A 14,607-nucleotide genomic window follows, 5' to 3' on the forward strand; every position below is an offset into this window, starting at 1 on the left:
CGATGTTGGCTGGACTGGCCTTTGGCTCGGAGATCAAACGTTTCGGCCGTAGCCGATTGACGCGCGTGGCCATCGTCGTACTGATGCTGCTGCCCCTGGTGTACGGGGCGCTGTACCTGTGGGCGTTCTGGGATCCGTTCGGCCACACCAACAAGATGCCGGTGGCGCTGGTCAACTCCGACCGCGGCGCCGTCGTATCCGGGCAGCAGTTCAATGCCGGCGCGGAGATCGCCAAGAGCCTGACCGCGGACGGCGGCCTTGACTGGCACGTCGTGGACTTACCGGAGGCACGCAACGGAGTCGACCACGGCAAGTACTACTTCATGGTCGAATTACCGCCAGATTTCAGCGCGGCCGTCGCGTCGCCGGTGACCGGGCAACCCAAGAAGGCCAACCTGATCGCCGTCTACAACGACGCCAACAACTACATCTCGACGAGTATCGGTCGTACCGCCATCGGCCAGGTGCTCAACGCGGTATCCAGCCGGATCTCGGGACAGGCCGTCAATCAGATGCTGTCGGTGGTGGTTTCGTCGGGATCAGGTATCAAGCAGGCCGCAGACGGGGCCGCGCAACTCGATGACGGCGCGGGCCAGCTGGTGGGCGGCCTGGACACCGCGCGGTCCGGCTCGGCAACGCTTGCCGCTGGTGCCAAGCAACTGTCAGACGGAATCAACCAGGCCACCGACCCGCTGCTCGCGGTGACCAAGGCGGTGTCGCAAATCGGCGGCAGCACGCAGCAATTGCAACAGGGCGCAGCCGCACTTGCGCAGGCCAACGACCAGCTCGGTACCATCGCCGCGGCGCAGGATGCCGCCGCAAACTCGCTGTCATCGGTGATCGATCAGCTCTCCGCGCGACAGGATCCGCTCGCGAACAACCTGCGCGGCATCCAGGATCAGCTCCGGGGTCACCAGTTCACACCCCAGATCCGCCAGCAACTCACCGATGCGCAGAACGCGGCGATCGCCATGACATCGGGGCTGCGTAACCCGGGCAGCCCCCTCGGGTCGGCGCTCGACCAGGTCGGCAGCAAGGGACAGGAGCTGACGAACAAGCTCACCCAGCTGCGCGACGGAGCCCAGCAAGTCGCCACCGGCAACGCCGAATTGGCCGGTGGCATTGCCAAGCTCGACGACGGGGCACGACAGCTCAAGGCGGGATCGGCCGAGCTGGCGACCAAACTCGCCGACGGGGCCAAGCAGGTACCCAACTGGACAAGCCAGCAAAAGGATGCGGTTGCCGACACAATTGGTGGTCCGGTGCAACTCGAGGCCTCGCATGAGAATGCCGCGCCCAACTTCGGCACCGGGATGGCTCCGTTCTTCCTCACGCTCGCCTTGTTCTTCGGTGCGTTGGTGCTGTGGATGGTGCTGCGGCCCTTGCAGTCTCGCGCGATCGCGGCGGAAGTGCTCGCGTTCCGCGTGGTCCTCGCCAGCTACCTGCCCGCCGCCGCGATCGCGCTATTCCAAGCGGTCATTCTCTACTGCGTGGTCCGGTTCGCCCTCGGTATGCACGCCGTCCATCCGGCGGCCATGCTGGGGTTCATGGTGCTGATTTCCAGTGCGTTCGTAGCCGCAACGCAGGCGATCAACGCGCTTGTCGGTCCAGCGGTGGGCCGGGTGCTGATCATGGCTCTACTCATGTTGCAGCTCGTCAGCGCGGGCGGCATGTATCCCGTGGAAACCACGTCACGGCCATTCCAGATCCTGCACCGCTTCGACCCGATGACCTATGGCGTCAACGGGCTCCGGCAGCTGATCCTCGGCGGCATCGACGCCCGGCTATGGCAGGCGATCATCGTGCTGGCCGGGATAACCGCTGCCGCACTGGCGATCTCCTGCCTGTCGGCGCGACGAGACAGGGTCTGGAATCTCAGTAGGCTGATCCCCGCGATCAAGATGTAAGCAGAGCTTCAGCCGATCCCGAAATCGATGATGCCCCGGACGATTTTGCCGTTGAGCAGATCGTCGTAGGCGTCGTTGACCTCGTCGAGGCGATAGCGCTTGGTGATCATCTCGTCGAGCTGCAACTGACCTGTCTCATACAGCCTCGCCAACCTGGCGATGTCGGCCTTCGGGTTACATGAGCCAAAGATGGTGCCCGCCAACGTCTTATTGGTCAGGATGAAATCCTGCAAGTCGATCTTGACGGACCGGGTCAACTGCGACGTCATGCCGGTGAGCACACACGTGCCGCCCTTGCGCGTGAGCCGCACCGCGTCGCGCACGTCGTCGGCGGTGATCAACGACGGTGAGACCACCACGGCGTCGGCCATCACCCCGTAGGTCAGACCCCGCACCAGGTCCAGCGCCTCGGCGGTCGTCGCCACGCTGTGCGTCGCACCGAATTGCAAAGCCGATTTCTGTTTGAAGTCAACAGGATCGACGGCCACGATCTGGGCGGCGCCGTTGATGCGGGCACCCTGGATGGCGCCCGTGCCGATCCCGCCGACGCCGATCACCACGAGGGTATCGCCCGCACGCATGTTGGACCGGTTGGCGACGGAACCGTATCCGGTCGGGATGGCGCAGGACAACAGCGCGCTCGACGTCAGTGGCAGATGTTGCTCGATCTTCACCAGTGAATTCGTCGAGACCACGGTGTGTTCGGCGAAGGCGCCGATCTTGGAAATATGACCCAACTTCCGGCCGTCGGCGGTGTGGTGGCGGAACGTGCCGTCGGTCGGCATTCCCGGAACCATGGTGCCGATGCCCTGGTCGCAGAGGTACTCGATTCCACTGGCACACCAACGGCATTGGCCGCACACGGCGACGAAGGACATCACCACGTGGTCACCCGGCGCGACATCGGTGACGCCGGGGCCGACCTCACGCACGATGCCGGCGCCTTCGTGGCCGCCGATCGTCGGGAACATGGTCGGCAGCCCGAGGGATCGCATCACCTCATTGGGCGCCGACATGTCGCCTTTGAGGATGTGGTCGTCGGAGTGGCACAGGCCGGCGGCGGCCATCTGCACCAGGACTTCGCCGGCCTTGGGCGGGTCCAGTTCGAAATCTTCGACGGACCACGGGCCGCCAACGTCGTGCAGGATCGCTGCGCGGCTTTTCATGCGGCGGGCGTGAAGGTGACCGGAAGCTTGTTCGGCGACCGGAATGTGAGCCCGACGATCTTGGACTCCTCCCCGGTTCCGTCGTCGGGCACGAACGCCAAATCCTCGACGCGGTCGAACAGGCTGTTCAACATGACCCGCGTTTCCAGTCGCGCCAGATGCATGCCGAGGCACATGTGAATGCCGCCCGCGAAGGCGATGTGGGCCTGGCGCGGGCGGCAGATGTCGAACGTGTTGGGGTCGCTCCAGCGGCTCTCGTCGCGATTGGCCGAACCCATACACATGTCGATCTGGGCGTTGGCCGGGATTGTCTTACCGCCGATTTCGACCTCCTCGGTCGTGGTGCGCATGACCATGGTCAGTGGCGTTTCGAAACGCAGGCCCTCCTCGATCGCCATCGGCAGCAACGACCGGTCCCGGCGGACCATCGCCAGCTGCTCGGGGTGGGTCAGCAGCAGATAGAGCAGATTGCCCGACGAACGGTACGTGGTTTCCAGGCCGGCGGGAAGCAGCAATCGCAAGAAGGAGATGATGGCCTCGTCGGTGAGCTTCTCGCCGTCGATCTCCGCGGCGACCAGGTCGCCGATGATGCCATCGGTGAGCTTGCGCCTGCGCTGCTCGACCTGTTTGAGGAAATAGTCGTAGAGCTCCGTGGCGGCGTTCAACCCCGCCTCGATGTCGGTCGGGATCGAGATGAGGTCGAGCGATAGGCGGCGGAACAGGTCGAGATCTTCGGCGGGCAGACCGAGCAGCGTGGAGATGATCCGCGTCGGGAACTCGAAGGTCACCGCCTTCACCAGGTCCGCCTGGCCCTCGTTTTGGATTTCTTCGACGAGCTGATCGCACACCGGCCCGATGACCGATGGCTCCCACCGCGCCAGGGCGGTGGCGCGGAAGGCTTTGGCCACCAGATTGCGATGGTCGTGGTGTTCCCTGCCGCCCATCGCCAAAATGGTGTGTCCCATCACCAGCCCGATGGTCTTGTCGTAGGCGGCCGACGTGAAGACCCGGTCATCGCGAAAAGCCTGGGACACACCGTCGTAACCGAACAGGACCCATTCGTCGTCGGGCCGCAATTCCTCCGGCAGCTGCCCGGAATCGGCCAGGGAGCCATGCCAGACCGGGTCCGTGTGCCGCATGTATTCGAAAAAGGGATAGGGGCTGGTTTCGCCGGTGAAGTCGAGCGGGGGGACCACGGGCTGACCGTTCGGGTCAGTGCTGAGCGTCATCAGCGCTTCCTCCTGGAAACAACCGAGTAAGGCCGTTCGCGCGGACCGATTGACGACCGCCCGCTAGTCCACGGCGGGTTTGTACCGAGCGGAATTTAGCTATCATAGTATAAATAGCAACGAAGCCCAACGGCTTGCTGCGATCGTCGCGTCGGGAGTCTTCTCGCGCCGATGCCTACCTCGTCTGCCTCCGGCGAAAAGCTCAGGTCTACCTTGAAGGTGGTTTAGCGTGCATGACGAGCCGGAGAAATTGAGTAGGTATGACACAGACGAACCTGGCCCGGCCCCATGGCCTCACCCGCATCGACCCGGTATTGCGCGATGCCGCCGTTGAGTTAGGCGTCTTCGAGTTCCGCGCCGAGACGTTGGCCGCCGAGCGGGAGCACGCCAACCTGCTGGCCGCCCAGCGCGCCGCGGCGGCCGACACCGCTGGCGTCTTGATCGACTCCCGATCCATTGCCGGGCCGGGTGGCCAGTTGGGGCTTCGTTTGTACCGCGGCCGCACCGAATCCGCCGCGCCCCTGGTGGTGTACGCGCACGGCGGCGGGTTCGTCACCGGGAACCTGGAGACAGACCATGCGCACTGCGTGGAGCTGGCCCGCGACGGCGGCTGTCTGGTGGTTTCCGTCGACTACCGGCTGGCGCCCGAAAATCCGTGTCCGGCCGCGCTGGACGACGTCGAAGCGGCCTTCCGCTACGCGGTCGACCACAGCGCGGAGCTGGACGCCGACGCCAGCCGCATCGCGGTCATGGGCCGGGACGCCGGCGCGGCGCTGGTCGCGAGCCTGACCCAGCGCATGTTCGACCAGGAAGGTCCACCCATCCTGATGCAGATCCTGCATCAGCCGATGCTCGACTCCGATGCCACGCCGTCGCGTCGCGAGTTCCAGCGCACCCCGGGTCTCAATGGTCCGGCCGTTAGCCGGGCCTGGAACCACTACCTCGGCCACGCCAGCGCCAGTGGGCAACACGTCCCCGCGCACCGGGCGAACCTCGAGGGGCTGCCACCCACGTTCGTCAGCTGCTCCGAAATCGATCCCTGCCGAGACGAGGCCATCGACTACGCCAATCGGCTGCTGCATGCCTACGTCCACACCGAACTGCATGTGATTGCGGCGACCTTCAATGGCTTCGACTCGATGGTGCCGGATTGGATTGTTTCCCAGGAGAACCGGGCGCTGCACGCCCAGGCGGTACGCCGTGTGTTCGCCATGTAGGAAGGGCTCGTCCGGGTAGACCCGGGCGGTTTCCGCGATTCCCCGAGGCGCACGTTCGGCACGGTTTTTACCGACCGAACTCCGGTATCTCTTACCGTATCGCCCGTTGCTAACATCGGAATCGCCAGCCAACCGAGGACCGATCGGGCGGATGATCAAATACCCAAACCGTTTCCGTTGCACCCGCAGCGATCGAATGTCAAGAAGGATCCCCTCGGCGCCATGACCACCATCGACTCTCCCGAAAAGATCCTTTTCACCTCGACCACCCAAGCCTTTCTCGAAAAGGAGGCGCCGCTGCGTCGGGTGCGGGAGCTACACGCCGAGGGCGCGTCGTTTGACCCCGCGTGGTGGCGGCGCGCCGCGGAGCTCGGCTGGGCGGGGCTGCTCGTCCCGGAGGAGCTGGGCGGGGGAAGCGTGTCGGAGAGCGGGTTTGCCGACCTGGCGACGGTCGCCGAGCAACTCGGAAAGACGGTGGCGCCCGGGCCGCTGTATCCGGTCAGCACCGTCCTGTCGGCGCTCGCCGACTGCACGAACTCGGCCGCGCACAGCGACGCCATCGAGGCGCTGATAGCGGGTGAAACGGTGGCGTCGTGGGCGGTTTGTGAGCCCGGCCAGGGGTGGGCGCCGCTCGATCCCTCGGTGACGGCCACCGAGACCGACGCCGGCTACCGCATCGACGGCATCAAGGACCGCGTCGAGGCGGGCGCCCAGAGCGCGGCGCTGCTGGTGGTGGCGCGCAGCGGGGCGAATGCCGCTGAGATTCGCCAGTTTCTGGTCCCGACGGACGCGTCCGGCGTCAGCATCGAGCCCCAGCAGTCGGTGGACCTGGTCAAGCAATACGCGCGCGTGCGTTTCGACGGTGTCGTCGTACCACGGTCCGCGGCGGTCGGCACCGCCGACGAGACGGCCGCGCTGGTCGATCGACAAAGCCAGATAGCCCAGGTGTTGCAATGCGCCGAGGTGGTCGGCGTCCTGCAGACGGTGTTCGACTTCACCACCCAGTGGGCGCTGGACCGGCACACATTCGGCCGGCCGCTGGCGTCGTATCAGGCCCTCAAACACAAGTTCGCCGATATGAAGCTGTGGCTGGAGGCCTGCCGGGCCACCACGTGGGCGGCGGTGGACGACGTGGCCGCCCGCGCGCCGCAAGCGGGTTTGTCGGCCAGCATCGCGAAGTCCTACGTGGGGGAGATGGCCGGCCAGATCGTCCAGGCCTGCGTGCAGATGCACGGCGGCATCGGCGTCACCTGGGAGCATGACCTGCACCTGTATCTTCGCCGGGTTGCGTTGTACCGCGGCATGTTTGGGACGCCGGAGGAACATAACCTGCGGGTGTACGAGTTCGAAAAGGCGGGTCGTTCGGACAGATGACGCAGACCGAATCCGTCGCAGAGTTCGCCGCCCGGGCCAGGGCATGGCTGGCCGACAACATGCCCGCCATCGACCGCGACTCCCCGCCACCGGCCCCGCGTGACGATGCACGGGCGTGGCTGCGGGCGCGAGAGCTGCAAAAGCGCTTGTACGACGGCGGTTTCGCCGGCATCTGTTTTCCCCGCGAGTACGGCGGGCTGGGGCTGGACTACGAATACCAGCAGGCATTCGACGCCGAAACCCTGGACTACGAAATGCCCTTGATCCTCAACACCCCGACGTTCACCATCTGCTGTGCGACGCTGCTTGACACCGGCAGCGAAGACCAGAAGAAGCAGCACATCGCCGCGGCGCTGCGCGGCGAAGAGGTGCTGGTGCAATTGTTGAGCGAACCCAGCGGCGGATCGGATCTGGCCGGCGTGCTCACCCGGGCCGAACGCGACGGCGACCGTTGGATCATCAACGGCGCCAAGACCTGGAGCACGAGCGCGTTCGCCGCCGATTACGGCCTGTGCCTGGCCCGCACGAATTGGGATGTGCCCAAGCACGAAGGCCTGACCATGTTCCTGGTGCCCATCGCTCATCCGGGAATCACGTTGCTGCACATCACCATGCTGAGTGGTTCCACCGAATTCTGCGAGGAGTTCCTCGACGGAGTCGACGTTGGGGACGACGCCGTTGTCGGGGAGGTCAACGGCGGCTGGGCGGTGGCCTCGCGGCAGCTGTATCACGAACGGCGGGCGGTGGGGCAGGGCTCGGAGTTCGCCAGCGGTGGCGGCAGCGAGGGCGGCAACGCGATCCCGGTCGATTACGTGAGCCTCGTGGAGAAGACCGGACAAGCCGACGACCAACGCGTGCGCGAGAAGGCCGGCCGCGTCCTGGTGCACCGTGCCGTCGCCGAGCAGTTGATCGGCCATGTGTACCGCAGTGTCAGGGACGGCGTCCTGCCGCCGGCGGCCGGAACGCTCATCAGATTGTTTCACTCCGAGACCGTGACCACGGATGTCGACACCGCGTTGGAGATCGTGGGAAGCGCCGGCGTGGTGGGGGAGCAGGGCGCCGGCCTGGAGGCGGGGTTGCGTTACTTGTCCCGGCAGACGGTCGCGATCGGCGGCGGCACAACGGAAATGGCCCGCAACGTGATCGGCGAGCGGGTGCTGGGCTTCCCCCGTGAATATGCCGCCGATCGCGGGGTGCCGTTCAACCAGGTGCGGCACGGCGAGCGATCCGAGCGGTCTTAGCCTTCGGCCACGACGTTCTCGGCGAGACCGCTGACCACCGGGATCTGCACCAGTGACAAGACGTGGTGCGCAGGGGTTCCTGGCGGGGCCACCAGCACGTACTCGCTGCCCTGTCGTTGCGCCCGCTCCCGCGCGGCGGCGAGAGCGCTGACGCCCGCCGATCCGAGGTGGGTGACGGCGCTGAGATCGATGGTCAACGGTGCGACGCCGGAACGGCTTTCGACCGCGATCTGACGGTCCAGGGTGGACGCGGTGTTGGAATCGACGTCGCCGCTGACCACGATGCGGCCCGGTTCGGTGACCGCGGAGACGAACTCGGAGTCGTGTGCCCGACGACCGGCCGCGCGGCTGATCAGCGAGTCCGTGACGAAGTCCGCCGGCCGCGACAGGTGGTGCCTCACACTGGCGGTCGTTCCATCGGGGCCGTGACTGACGTGCGCGTGTGACACCAAGGCTTCGGCCATGGCGAGGCCGCGGCCGCGGCCGGTCTCGCCTTCGCGGTGATCCTTCCACCGTCCGCGGTCGATCACCGAGACGTGCAGATCGCCATCGCCGGACAGCGTCGCTTCGACGACGACGCCGTCGGAGACCTCGGTGGCGTACCCGTGCTCGACCGCGTTCTCGACGAACTCCGAAATCGCGTGCACGACATCGGAGATGTCGTCCGCGTCGGCGCCGATCTCCGACAGCCACTGCCGCAGCCGATTGCGTACCGTGCGGGCGGTCTGCAGCGTGGCGTCCAGCGTCATGTTCAGCGGCGCGGGCGGTGTGCGGCGCTGCGCCGCAAGGAGCGTCACGTCGTCGCTGTAGCCGGTCGACCGCAGCAGTAATTCCAGTGTCTCCGAACAGATTCGGTCGACCGGTCGCTCCGATGATGCGATGACAAAGCCGCGTTGCCCTCCGGCGATATTCGCGGCCAGCTCGGCGAATTCGGCGGTGCTGGCGCCCAGTGGCCGGCCGGGTCGCTCGATCAGGCCGTCGGTGTACAGCAGGATCGAGTCGCCCACGTCAAGGAATTCGGTGCGGACCGGAAAGCCGGTGCCGCTGCCGAGCGGGCCCGCGCCGGAGGGCTCGAGATAGCGCGAGGTCGCGTCCGACGTCACCAGCAGCGGTGGTGGGTGACCAACGGTGCAGTACCGGAATTCGCCGGTGCCGAAGTCGAGCGCTCCGACGCAAATCGTGGCCGTGTTCGACCCGGGCACGTGCTTGCGGAATCGGTCGACGGCCTCGAGCGCCTCGGCGATCGGATATCCCGCAACGACCTGCATCCGCAGTGCGGTCCGCAGTTGCGACATCACCGCGGCCGCTTCGACACCATGGCCGACGACGTCACCGACGACGAGAACCAGCCTGTCCCCCAGGGGAATCGCATCGAACCAGTCGCCACCGGCCGCGGTGTCTTCCGTGGCGACGAGATACTGCGCGGTCACGTCCGCGCCGGGAATGACGGGCACCGACGGCGCCAGCAACGCCTGCTGCATGACGGTGGCGGAATCGCGGACGTTGCGGTACCGCTCGGACAGCTCCTCGAGGCGCGCTTCGGCCGCCATCCGCATTTGCACCCGGTCCGTGACGTCGGTGAACGCGAGCTGCACGCCCTCGATCGTGCCGTCCTGGGCGTGGCGCGGCGAGACGATGAAGTCGAAGAAGTGTTCCTGCGCTCGGCCCGCGCCTTCGAAGTCGGCTTGGACCCGCCACTCTGTTCCTGACTGCGGCTCGCCCGTCTGGTACACCCGGTCGAACATCTGGATGATTTCCTGGCTCACAAGCTCGGGATAGACGTCGCGGGCCAGCAGGCCGATCGAGTCGAGGGGAGGACTGAGGATGCGGTAAGCCGCGTTGACCGCGACGAATCGGTGGTCGGGCCCCTCGAGCCCGACCAACAGCATGGGGACATGCTCGAAGACGCGCCGTACATCGTCGGCCGCACCAACGGTTCTGTCCCAGTCCTTTTCGGCCACCATCTGGCCGTTCCTCCTCGCAGTTTCGACGGGCCTGCGGGCAATCAGAGTCGTAAACCGGGTCAAATGAGTTGACTTATTCAGCGCACGTAGGTGTTCAGATTAGCAATGGTATTAGTTGCATACCGCAACGGTTTGATACCGGAGTGTTATATCGCCGAATCCGGCGACAGGCAAAATTGACGTCGCCGCAAATCGCGATAGCCGTCGACGCGGGTGCGCGCGTGCGGAAAGGGCTTGCCCGAGTGCGTCATCGGCAGCGTCATGCGAATTCGTCGCGCCGTGTCCGCAGGTGCATTCCGGAAGGCCGGTTACGCGTTGCCGGGCGAGCGAGTTCGCGATGGGTCACCCAAAACTACAGGCGCACAAAATATTTCGGCCGACCTACCGGACGGCGCCGGGCACCCGATCAGGCCGAGACGGGCTTTTTTGAAGCCGGCGCGGAAACCTTCATCAGCTTCATCAGGTTGCCGCCCATGATCTTTGCCTTGTCCTCGTCGCTGAAGTCGGCCAGCTCGTCGACGAAGGTGATCGGGTCTTTCAAGCCCTCGGGGTGCGGCCAGTCCGATCCGAAGACCACCCGGTCCGTGCCCACCATGTTGACGATCTCGGTGAACCGGTCCTCCCAGAACGGGCTGACGTACACGCACCGCTTGAACGTCTCGATCGGGTCCTCGGCGAACGCTTGCGGCATCTTCTTGTAGACGCCCTTGAGGCCCCGGAACAGGGTCGGCACCCAGTCGGCGCCATTCTCGATCGACAGTATCCGCAGGTCAGGGTTGCGGGTCAGCGCGCCATGGCAGATCAGGGCGCCAAACGCGTCCTCGATCGGGCGATGGCCCATGGCCAGGCTGCGGAAGGCGGTCGGCTTGAACGGCAGGAACTCGTCGCCCGGCTCCCAGATGTTGAGCAACTCGGAGTAGCCGCTATCCGAAGCGTGCATCGAAACGGGGATCTCGGCGCGCACGCAGGCCTGCCAGAACGGATCGAACTCTTCGAGCCCGAACGACCGGCTGCCGCGGTAGCCGGGCACCGGCGCCGGACGCACCAGGACGGTGCGGGCGCCGCGCTCCAGGCACCACTGCAATTCCTCGAGCGCGCGGTCGACGATCGGCAGGGTGATCACCGGGGTGGCGAAGATGCGGTCCTGGTAGTTGAACGACCACTGCTCGTACATCCACTCGTTGAGCGCGTGGATGACGTCATGGGTCATCTCCGGGTCGTCCTTCATGCGCTCCTCGACGAGGCTGGCCAGTGTCGGGAACATCAGCGCGAAGTCGATGCCGAGTTCGTCCATGACCTCCAGGCGTGCGCCCGGTTCGCGGAAGGCAGGGATGGCTTTCATTGGCTCGCCGAGGATTTCGCGGTAGCTCTTGCCCTGCGAGCCGTGGCGGAAGTAGTCCTCCTGGGCGCCCGGGCGGGCCACCACTTCGAACGTCGGGTTCGGGATGTATTCGCTGATGTGGCCGCGCACAACGATCTTGGTGCGGCCGCGGACCTGGACGTAGTCGATGACGTTCTTGCGTTTGTCCGGCAGGAACTTGGTCAGCGCTTCCTGCGGCTCGTACATGTGGTTGTCCGCGTCGAAAACGGGGAAGGGAAGCTCGCGAGACGGCATGGCGATCTCCTTGCAAAGATTCTGAATTCTCACTGCCCGGTAACGACGTTACCACTCCTGGGCAACGAGGTATACCCGCGCCTACCCGTCCGCCTGCGGCCCGATGGTCGGCGTTGTGCCGTTGATGATGGCGAAGTTCACGGTGGCGGTGGCGAGCAGTTCGTCGTCGCCGTCCCCGAAGATGTCCACCTGCATCACCATCGCCCGCCGTCCGGATCGCAACACCTTGGGCACCGCGAACGCCGCGCCCTGCCGGACGGGTCGCAGGTAGCGGACAAACAGATCCGAGGTCGTCATCGTGGTGCCGGGCTCCAAATACTCCAGCCCGAATTGCCCGCCCGCCACGTCCACCAGCGTCGCGATCAGGCCCCCCTGCAGGGCGCCGGACGTGTTGACCACCTGCGGGCTGACCGGCATGGTCATGGCGAATTCACCGTTGCGGCTTCCCGGGCGCATGCCGATCTGAGCGAACAGCTCGGCCAGCGACGGGACCGTCGACTCTTCGTCGGTTTCGCGGATGCCGAGGGCGCGGCTGCAGAAGTCGTAGAGGTGGCCGGTATCGACGGGTGCGCCGTTCAATTCCGAACCCAGCCAATGCAATCGCTGCGCGCCCATCACCGTCTGCATGACGATGGCGGCCGACGCGCCGACGTCCAATCCGGGGTTGAAGACCCCTTCGGTGATGCCCTGCCCGACGATGTCGCGAATCAGCCGGTGCAACGGTGAGAGCACGCGGGCGTAATCGCGGGGACGGGTCTCGGCCAGGTGCTGGTTGTACAGGGTCAGCGCCCGATTCAGGCTGTCCTGGGTGCTCGATTCCGGTTGCTGGCTGAGCCGGTCGATCAGCAATTTCAAGGCCGAGGTGCTGTCCAGCCCGTCGGTCTCAGCGCGCCACGCCTGCACCGATTGGGCGATGGTTCGGTCGAACAGCGCCAGCAGCAGTTCGTCCTTGCTGGCGAAGTGTTGGTAGAAGGCCCGCAGCGAAGTCTTGGAGCGTGCCACGACCTCCTGCACGGTGAAGTCGGTGCGTCCCGTTTCCCCCAGAATCGCGACGGCGGTCTTGATGAAGCGGTCGCCGCGCGTCACTTCGGCTTCCTCATTAGGGGCGGTCATCGGCGCTGGTCCCTTCCGTGGCGCAATCCTTGCGCTCCGAGAATGAGGTTACCGCGCTTCGTGGCGTGTCCGCGATGCCCAGGACCGGCCGCCGTCCCCCCTGGTGACGGCGCACCGCCCCGCCGCACGCAAATCGACCGGGCCGACCCCCATTTTCACGGTGCGTTTGTTGACGTCACATTTGATTTTGCTGTCATTGAAATTCTCGATGCGGCCGAATATGCCCGCTGACCAACGGTCCGACGCTCAGCCGCCGCGGGCCTCGATCATCGCCGAGCGGTTCACCTTGGTGGCTGCGGTGCGCGGTATCGCGTCGACGAATTCGACCGTCTTGGGCGCCTTGTAGGGCGCAAGGCGGCTCTTGGCGTACTCGATCACGTCCCGTTCGGTGAGGGGCTCGGCGCCGTCGGCGTCGGCGCGCTGGATCACCGCGTGCACGCGGCGCCCCCACTGCGGATCGGCAAGGCCGATCACGACGACGTCGGCGATTCCGGGGTGGCCGGCCAGCGCCGACTCGACTTCGGCCGGAAAGACATTGGCGCCGCCGCTGACGATCATGTCCACACGGCGGTCCACGATGTAGAGAAAGCCGTCCTCGTCGAGGTGGCCCATGTCCCCGGCGGAGCGGAAGCCGTCCTCCGTCGACGGAAGCGGGGGCGCCCCACCCAGGTAGCGGTACCCCGCGCTCATCGGCGCTCGCAGGTACACGTCCCCGTCCTCGCCGGGTCCCAGCGGCCGCTTCTCGGCGTCCAGAATGCGGATCTCGGTGTCCCGGAAACCGCGACCCACGCTGCCCGGGTGGGCAAGCCACTCGTCGCCGCGCAGCGCTGTGAGCCCCAGGTTTTCGGTCATGCCGTACGCCGTCACGATCTGCTCCGGGCTGAGCAGTTCGAACCAGGTGTGCAGCAGCGACGGCGGCATCACCGCGGCGCCCTGCAGGATGAACACGATGCTGGACAGGTCGCGCTCCCGGACGTCGGGCCGGGCCGCGATGCGCGCCAGCATGGTGGGCGTCGCGGTGAAATTGGTGATCCGGAAGCGCTCGATTACGTCGAGAGCCAATGCGGCGTCGAACTTTTCGAGTATCACCAGATGGTCGCCCGCCAGCAGCATGAGGAAGGTGGCGAAGCCGTTGGTGTGATACATCGGCGCGGGCACCATGATCGTCTGTGGCTGGGAAACCGGTGTCCAGTTCGACAGGAACGGTTCGCCCTGCTGGGGGACCCACAGCGACGGCGCCAGGTTCAGGATCACCTTGGGCACGCCGGTGGAACCGCTGCTGCAGATTCCGTTGGCGGTGGGGGAGACGGCCACCGGCAGGGGACCGTCGGACTCGCCGGCCGCGCGGGTGTCGAGTTCCCAGCGGCTCTTTTCGTCGACGACGACGACGGGATCGATCACCTCGCGTACCCGGTCGCGCTCCCACTCGGGAAGATCCCAGTGCATGGGCACCGGAACCGCGCCGATCTTCCAGCACCCCAGCGTCGCCAGCACAAGATGCGCGGAGTTCGGGATGGCAAGGGCCACAAGGGAACCGGTCGCGGCCCCGTTGGCGGCAAGGGCCCGACCCCACTGGTTGGCGCGGGCGTCGAGCTCGCCGAATGTCAGCGTATGCGCGGTGCCGTCGAGCGCCACGATCGTGACGCCGGTATCGTCCGGACGTTGTTCGGCGAGCTCTTGCAGCTTGGTTCCGAACGGAACTCCGTCCGCGAACGGGTTTTCCGCCGCGTCGGCCGCGACGGGTTCGCTACTCACCTGCGCCGTTCCTCCTCAATCATCGT

At 65.9% G+C, this 14,607-nt stretch carries 10 protein-coding genes; 4 read left to right on the plus strand and 6 right to left on the minus strand.

What is annotated here, in order from left to right; translation table 11 throughout:
* The first annotated feature begins 2 nt into the window (after positions 1 to 2).
* Positions 3 to 1,907 carry a YhgE/Pip domain-containing protein gene (locus tag JF781_RS02425; RefSeq protein WP_225326625.1) on the plus strand — a complete coding sequence of 635 codons (1,905 nt, stop codon included), beginning with the start codon at positions 3 to 5 and terminating at the stop codon, positions 1,905 to 1,907.
* An 8-nt stretch (positions 1,908 to 1,915) separates the two neighbouring features.
* Here JF781_RS02425 and JF781_RS02430 read toward each other — a convergent pair whose 3' ends face one another.
* A complete protein-coding gene (locus JF781_RS02430) occupies positions 1,916 to 3,073 on the minus strand; it encodes a Zn-dependent alcohol dehydrogenase (RefSeq protein ID WP_225326624.1) in 1,158 nt (385 codons plus the stop codon).
* Positions 3,070 to 4,302 carry a cytochrome P450 gene (locus tag JF781_RS02435; RefSeq protein WP_225326623.1) on the minus strand — a complete coding sequence of 411 codons (1,233 nt, stop codon included), beginning with the start codon at positions 4,300 to 4,302 and terminating at the stop codon, positions 3,070 to 3,072. Before JF781_RS02435 ends, JF781_RS02430 begins: the two co-directional genes overlap by 4 nt.
* A 260-nt stretch (positions 4,303 to 4,562) precedes the next feature.
* Here JF781_RS02435 and JF781_RS02440 point away from each other — a divergent pair, with 260 nt between their 5' ends.
* The 3 genes from JF781_RS02440 to JF781_RS02450 all read left to right on the plus strand — a co-directional run bounded on the left by JF781_RS02440 (position 4,563) and on the right by JF781_RS02450 (position 8,134).
* The gene (locus JF781_RS02440; RefSeq protein WP_225326622.1) at positions 4,563 to 5,519 is read left to right on the plus strand and encodes an alpha/beta hydrolase; all 957 of its coding nucleotides are present in this window, start codon (positions 4,563 to 4,565) and stop codon (positions 5,517 to 5,519) included.
* Positions 5,520 to 5,741: 222 nt separating this feature from the next.
* Complete coding sequence (locus JF781_RS02445; RefSeq protein WP_225326621.1) at positions 5,742 to 6,893, plus strand: acyl-CoA dehydrogenase family protein; 1,152 nt, start codon at positions 5,742 to 5,744, stop codon at positions 6,891 to 6,893.
* Entirely contained in the window at positions 6,890 to 8,134 is a 1,245-nt protein-coding gene (locus JF781_RS02450) for an acyl-CoA dehydrogenase family protein (protein WP_225326620.1), read from the plus strand. Before JF781_RS02445 ends, JF781_RS02450 begins: the two co-directional genes overlap by 4 nt.
* On the opposite strand, the gene JF781_RS02455 is transcribed toward JF781_RS02450, so the two are convergent.
* From JF781_RS02455 to JF781_RS02470, 4 genes are all read right to left on the minus strand, one after another.
* The gene (locus JF781_RS02455) at positions 8,131 to 10,098 is read right to left on the minus strand and encodes a SpoIIE family protein phosphatase (RefSeq protein ID WP_225326619.1); all 1,968 of its coding nucleotides are present in this window, start codon (positions 10,096 to 10,098) and stop codon (positions 8,131 to 8,133) included. The genes JF781_RS02450 and JF781_RS02455 overlap by 4 nt on opposite strands.
* Positions 10,099 to 10,504: 406 nt before the next feature.
* Entirely contained in the window at positions 10,505 to 11,713 is a 1,209-nt protein-coding gene (locus tag JF781_RS02460; RefSeq protein ID WP_225326618.1) for an amidohydrolase family protein, read from the minus strand.
* 81 nt (positions 11,714 to 11,794) lie between these two features.
* Positions 11,795 to 12,826, minus strand: coding sequence for a hotdog fold thioesterase (locus JF781_RS02465; RefSeq protein WP_225326617.1), 1,032 nt, complete (start codon positions 12,824 to 12,826; stop codon positions 11,795 to 11,797).
* A gap of 246 nt (positions 12,827 to 13,072) precedes the next feature.
* Positions 13,073 to 14,581, minus strand: coding sequence for a class I adenylate-forming enzyme family protein (locus JF781_RS02470; protein ID WP_225326616.1), 1,509 nt, complete (start codon positions 14,579 to 14,581; stop codon positions 13,073 to 13,075).
* Positions 14,582 to 14,607: the final 26 nt, after the last annotated feature.

Source organism: Mycobacterium sp. WUMAC-067 (assembly GCF_020217485.1).
Taxonomy (GTDB): domain Bacteria; phylum Actinomycetota; class Actinomycetes; order Mycobacteriales; family Mycobacteriaceae; genus Mycobacterium.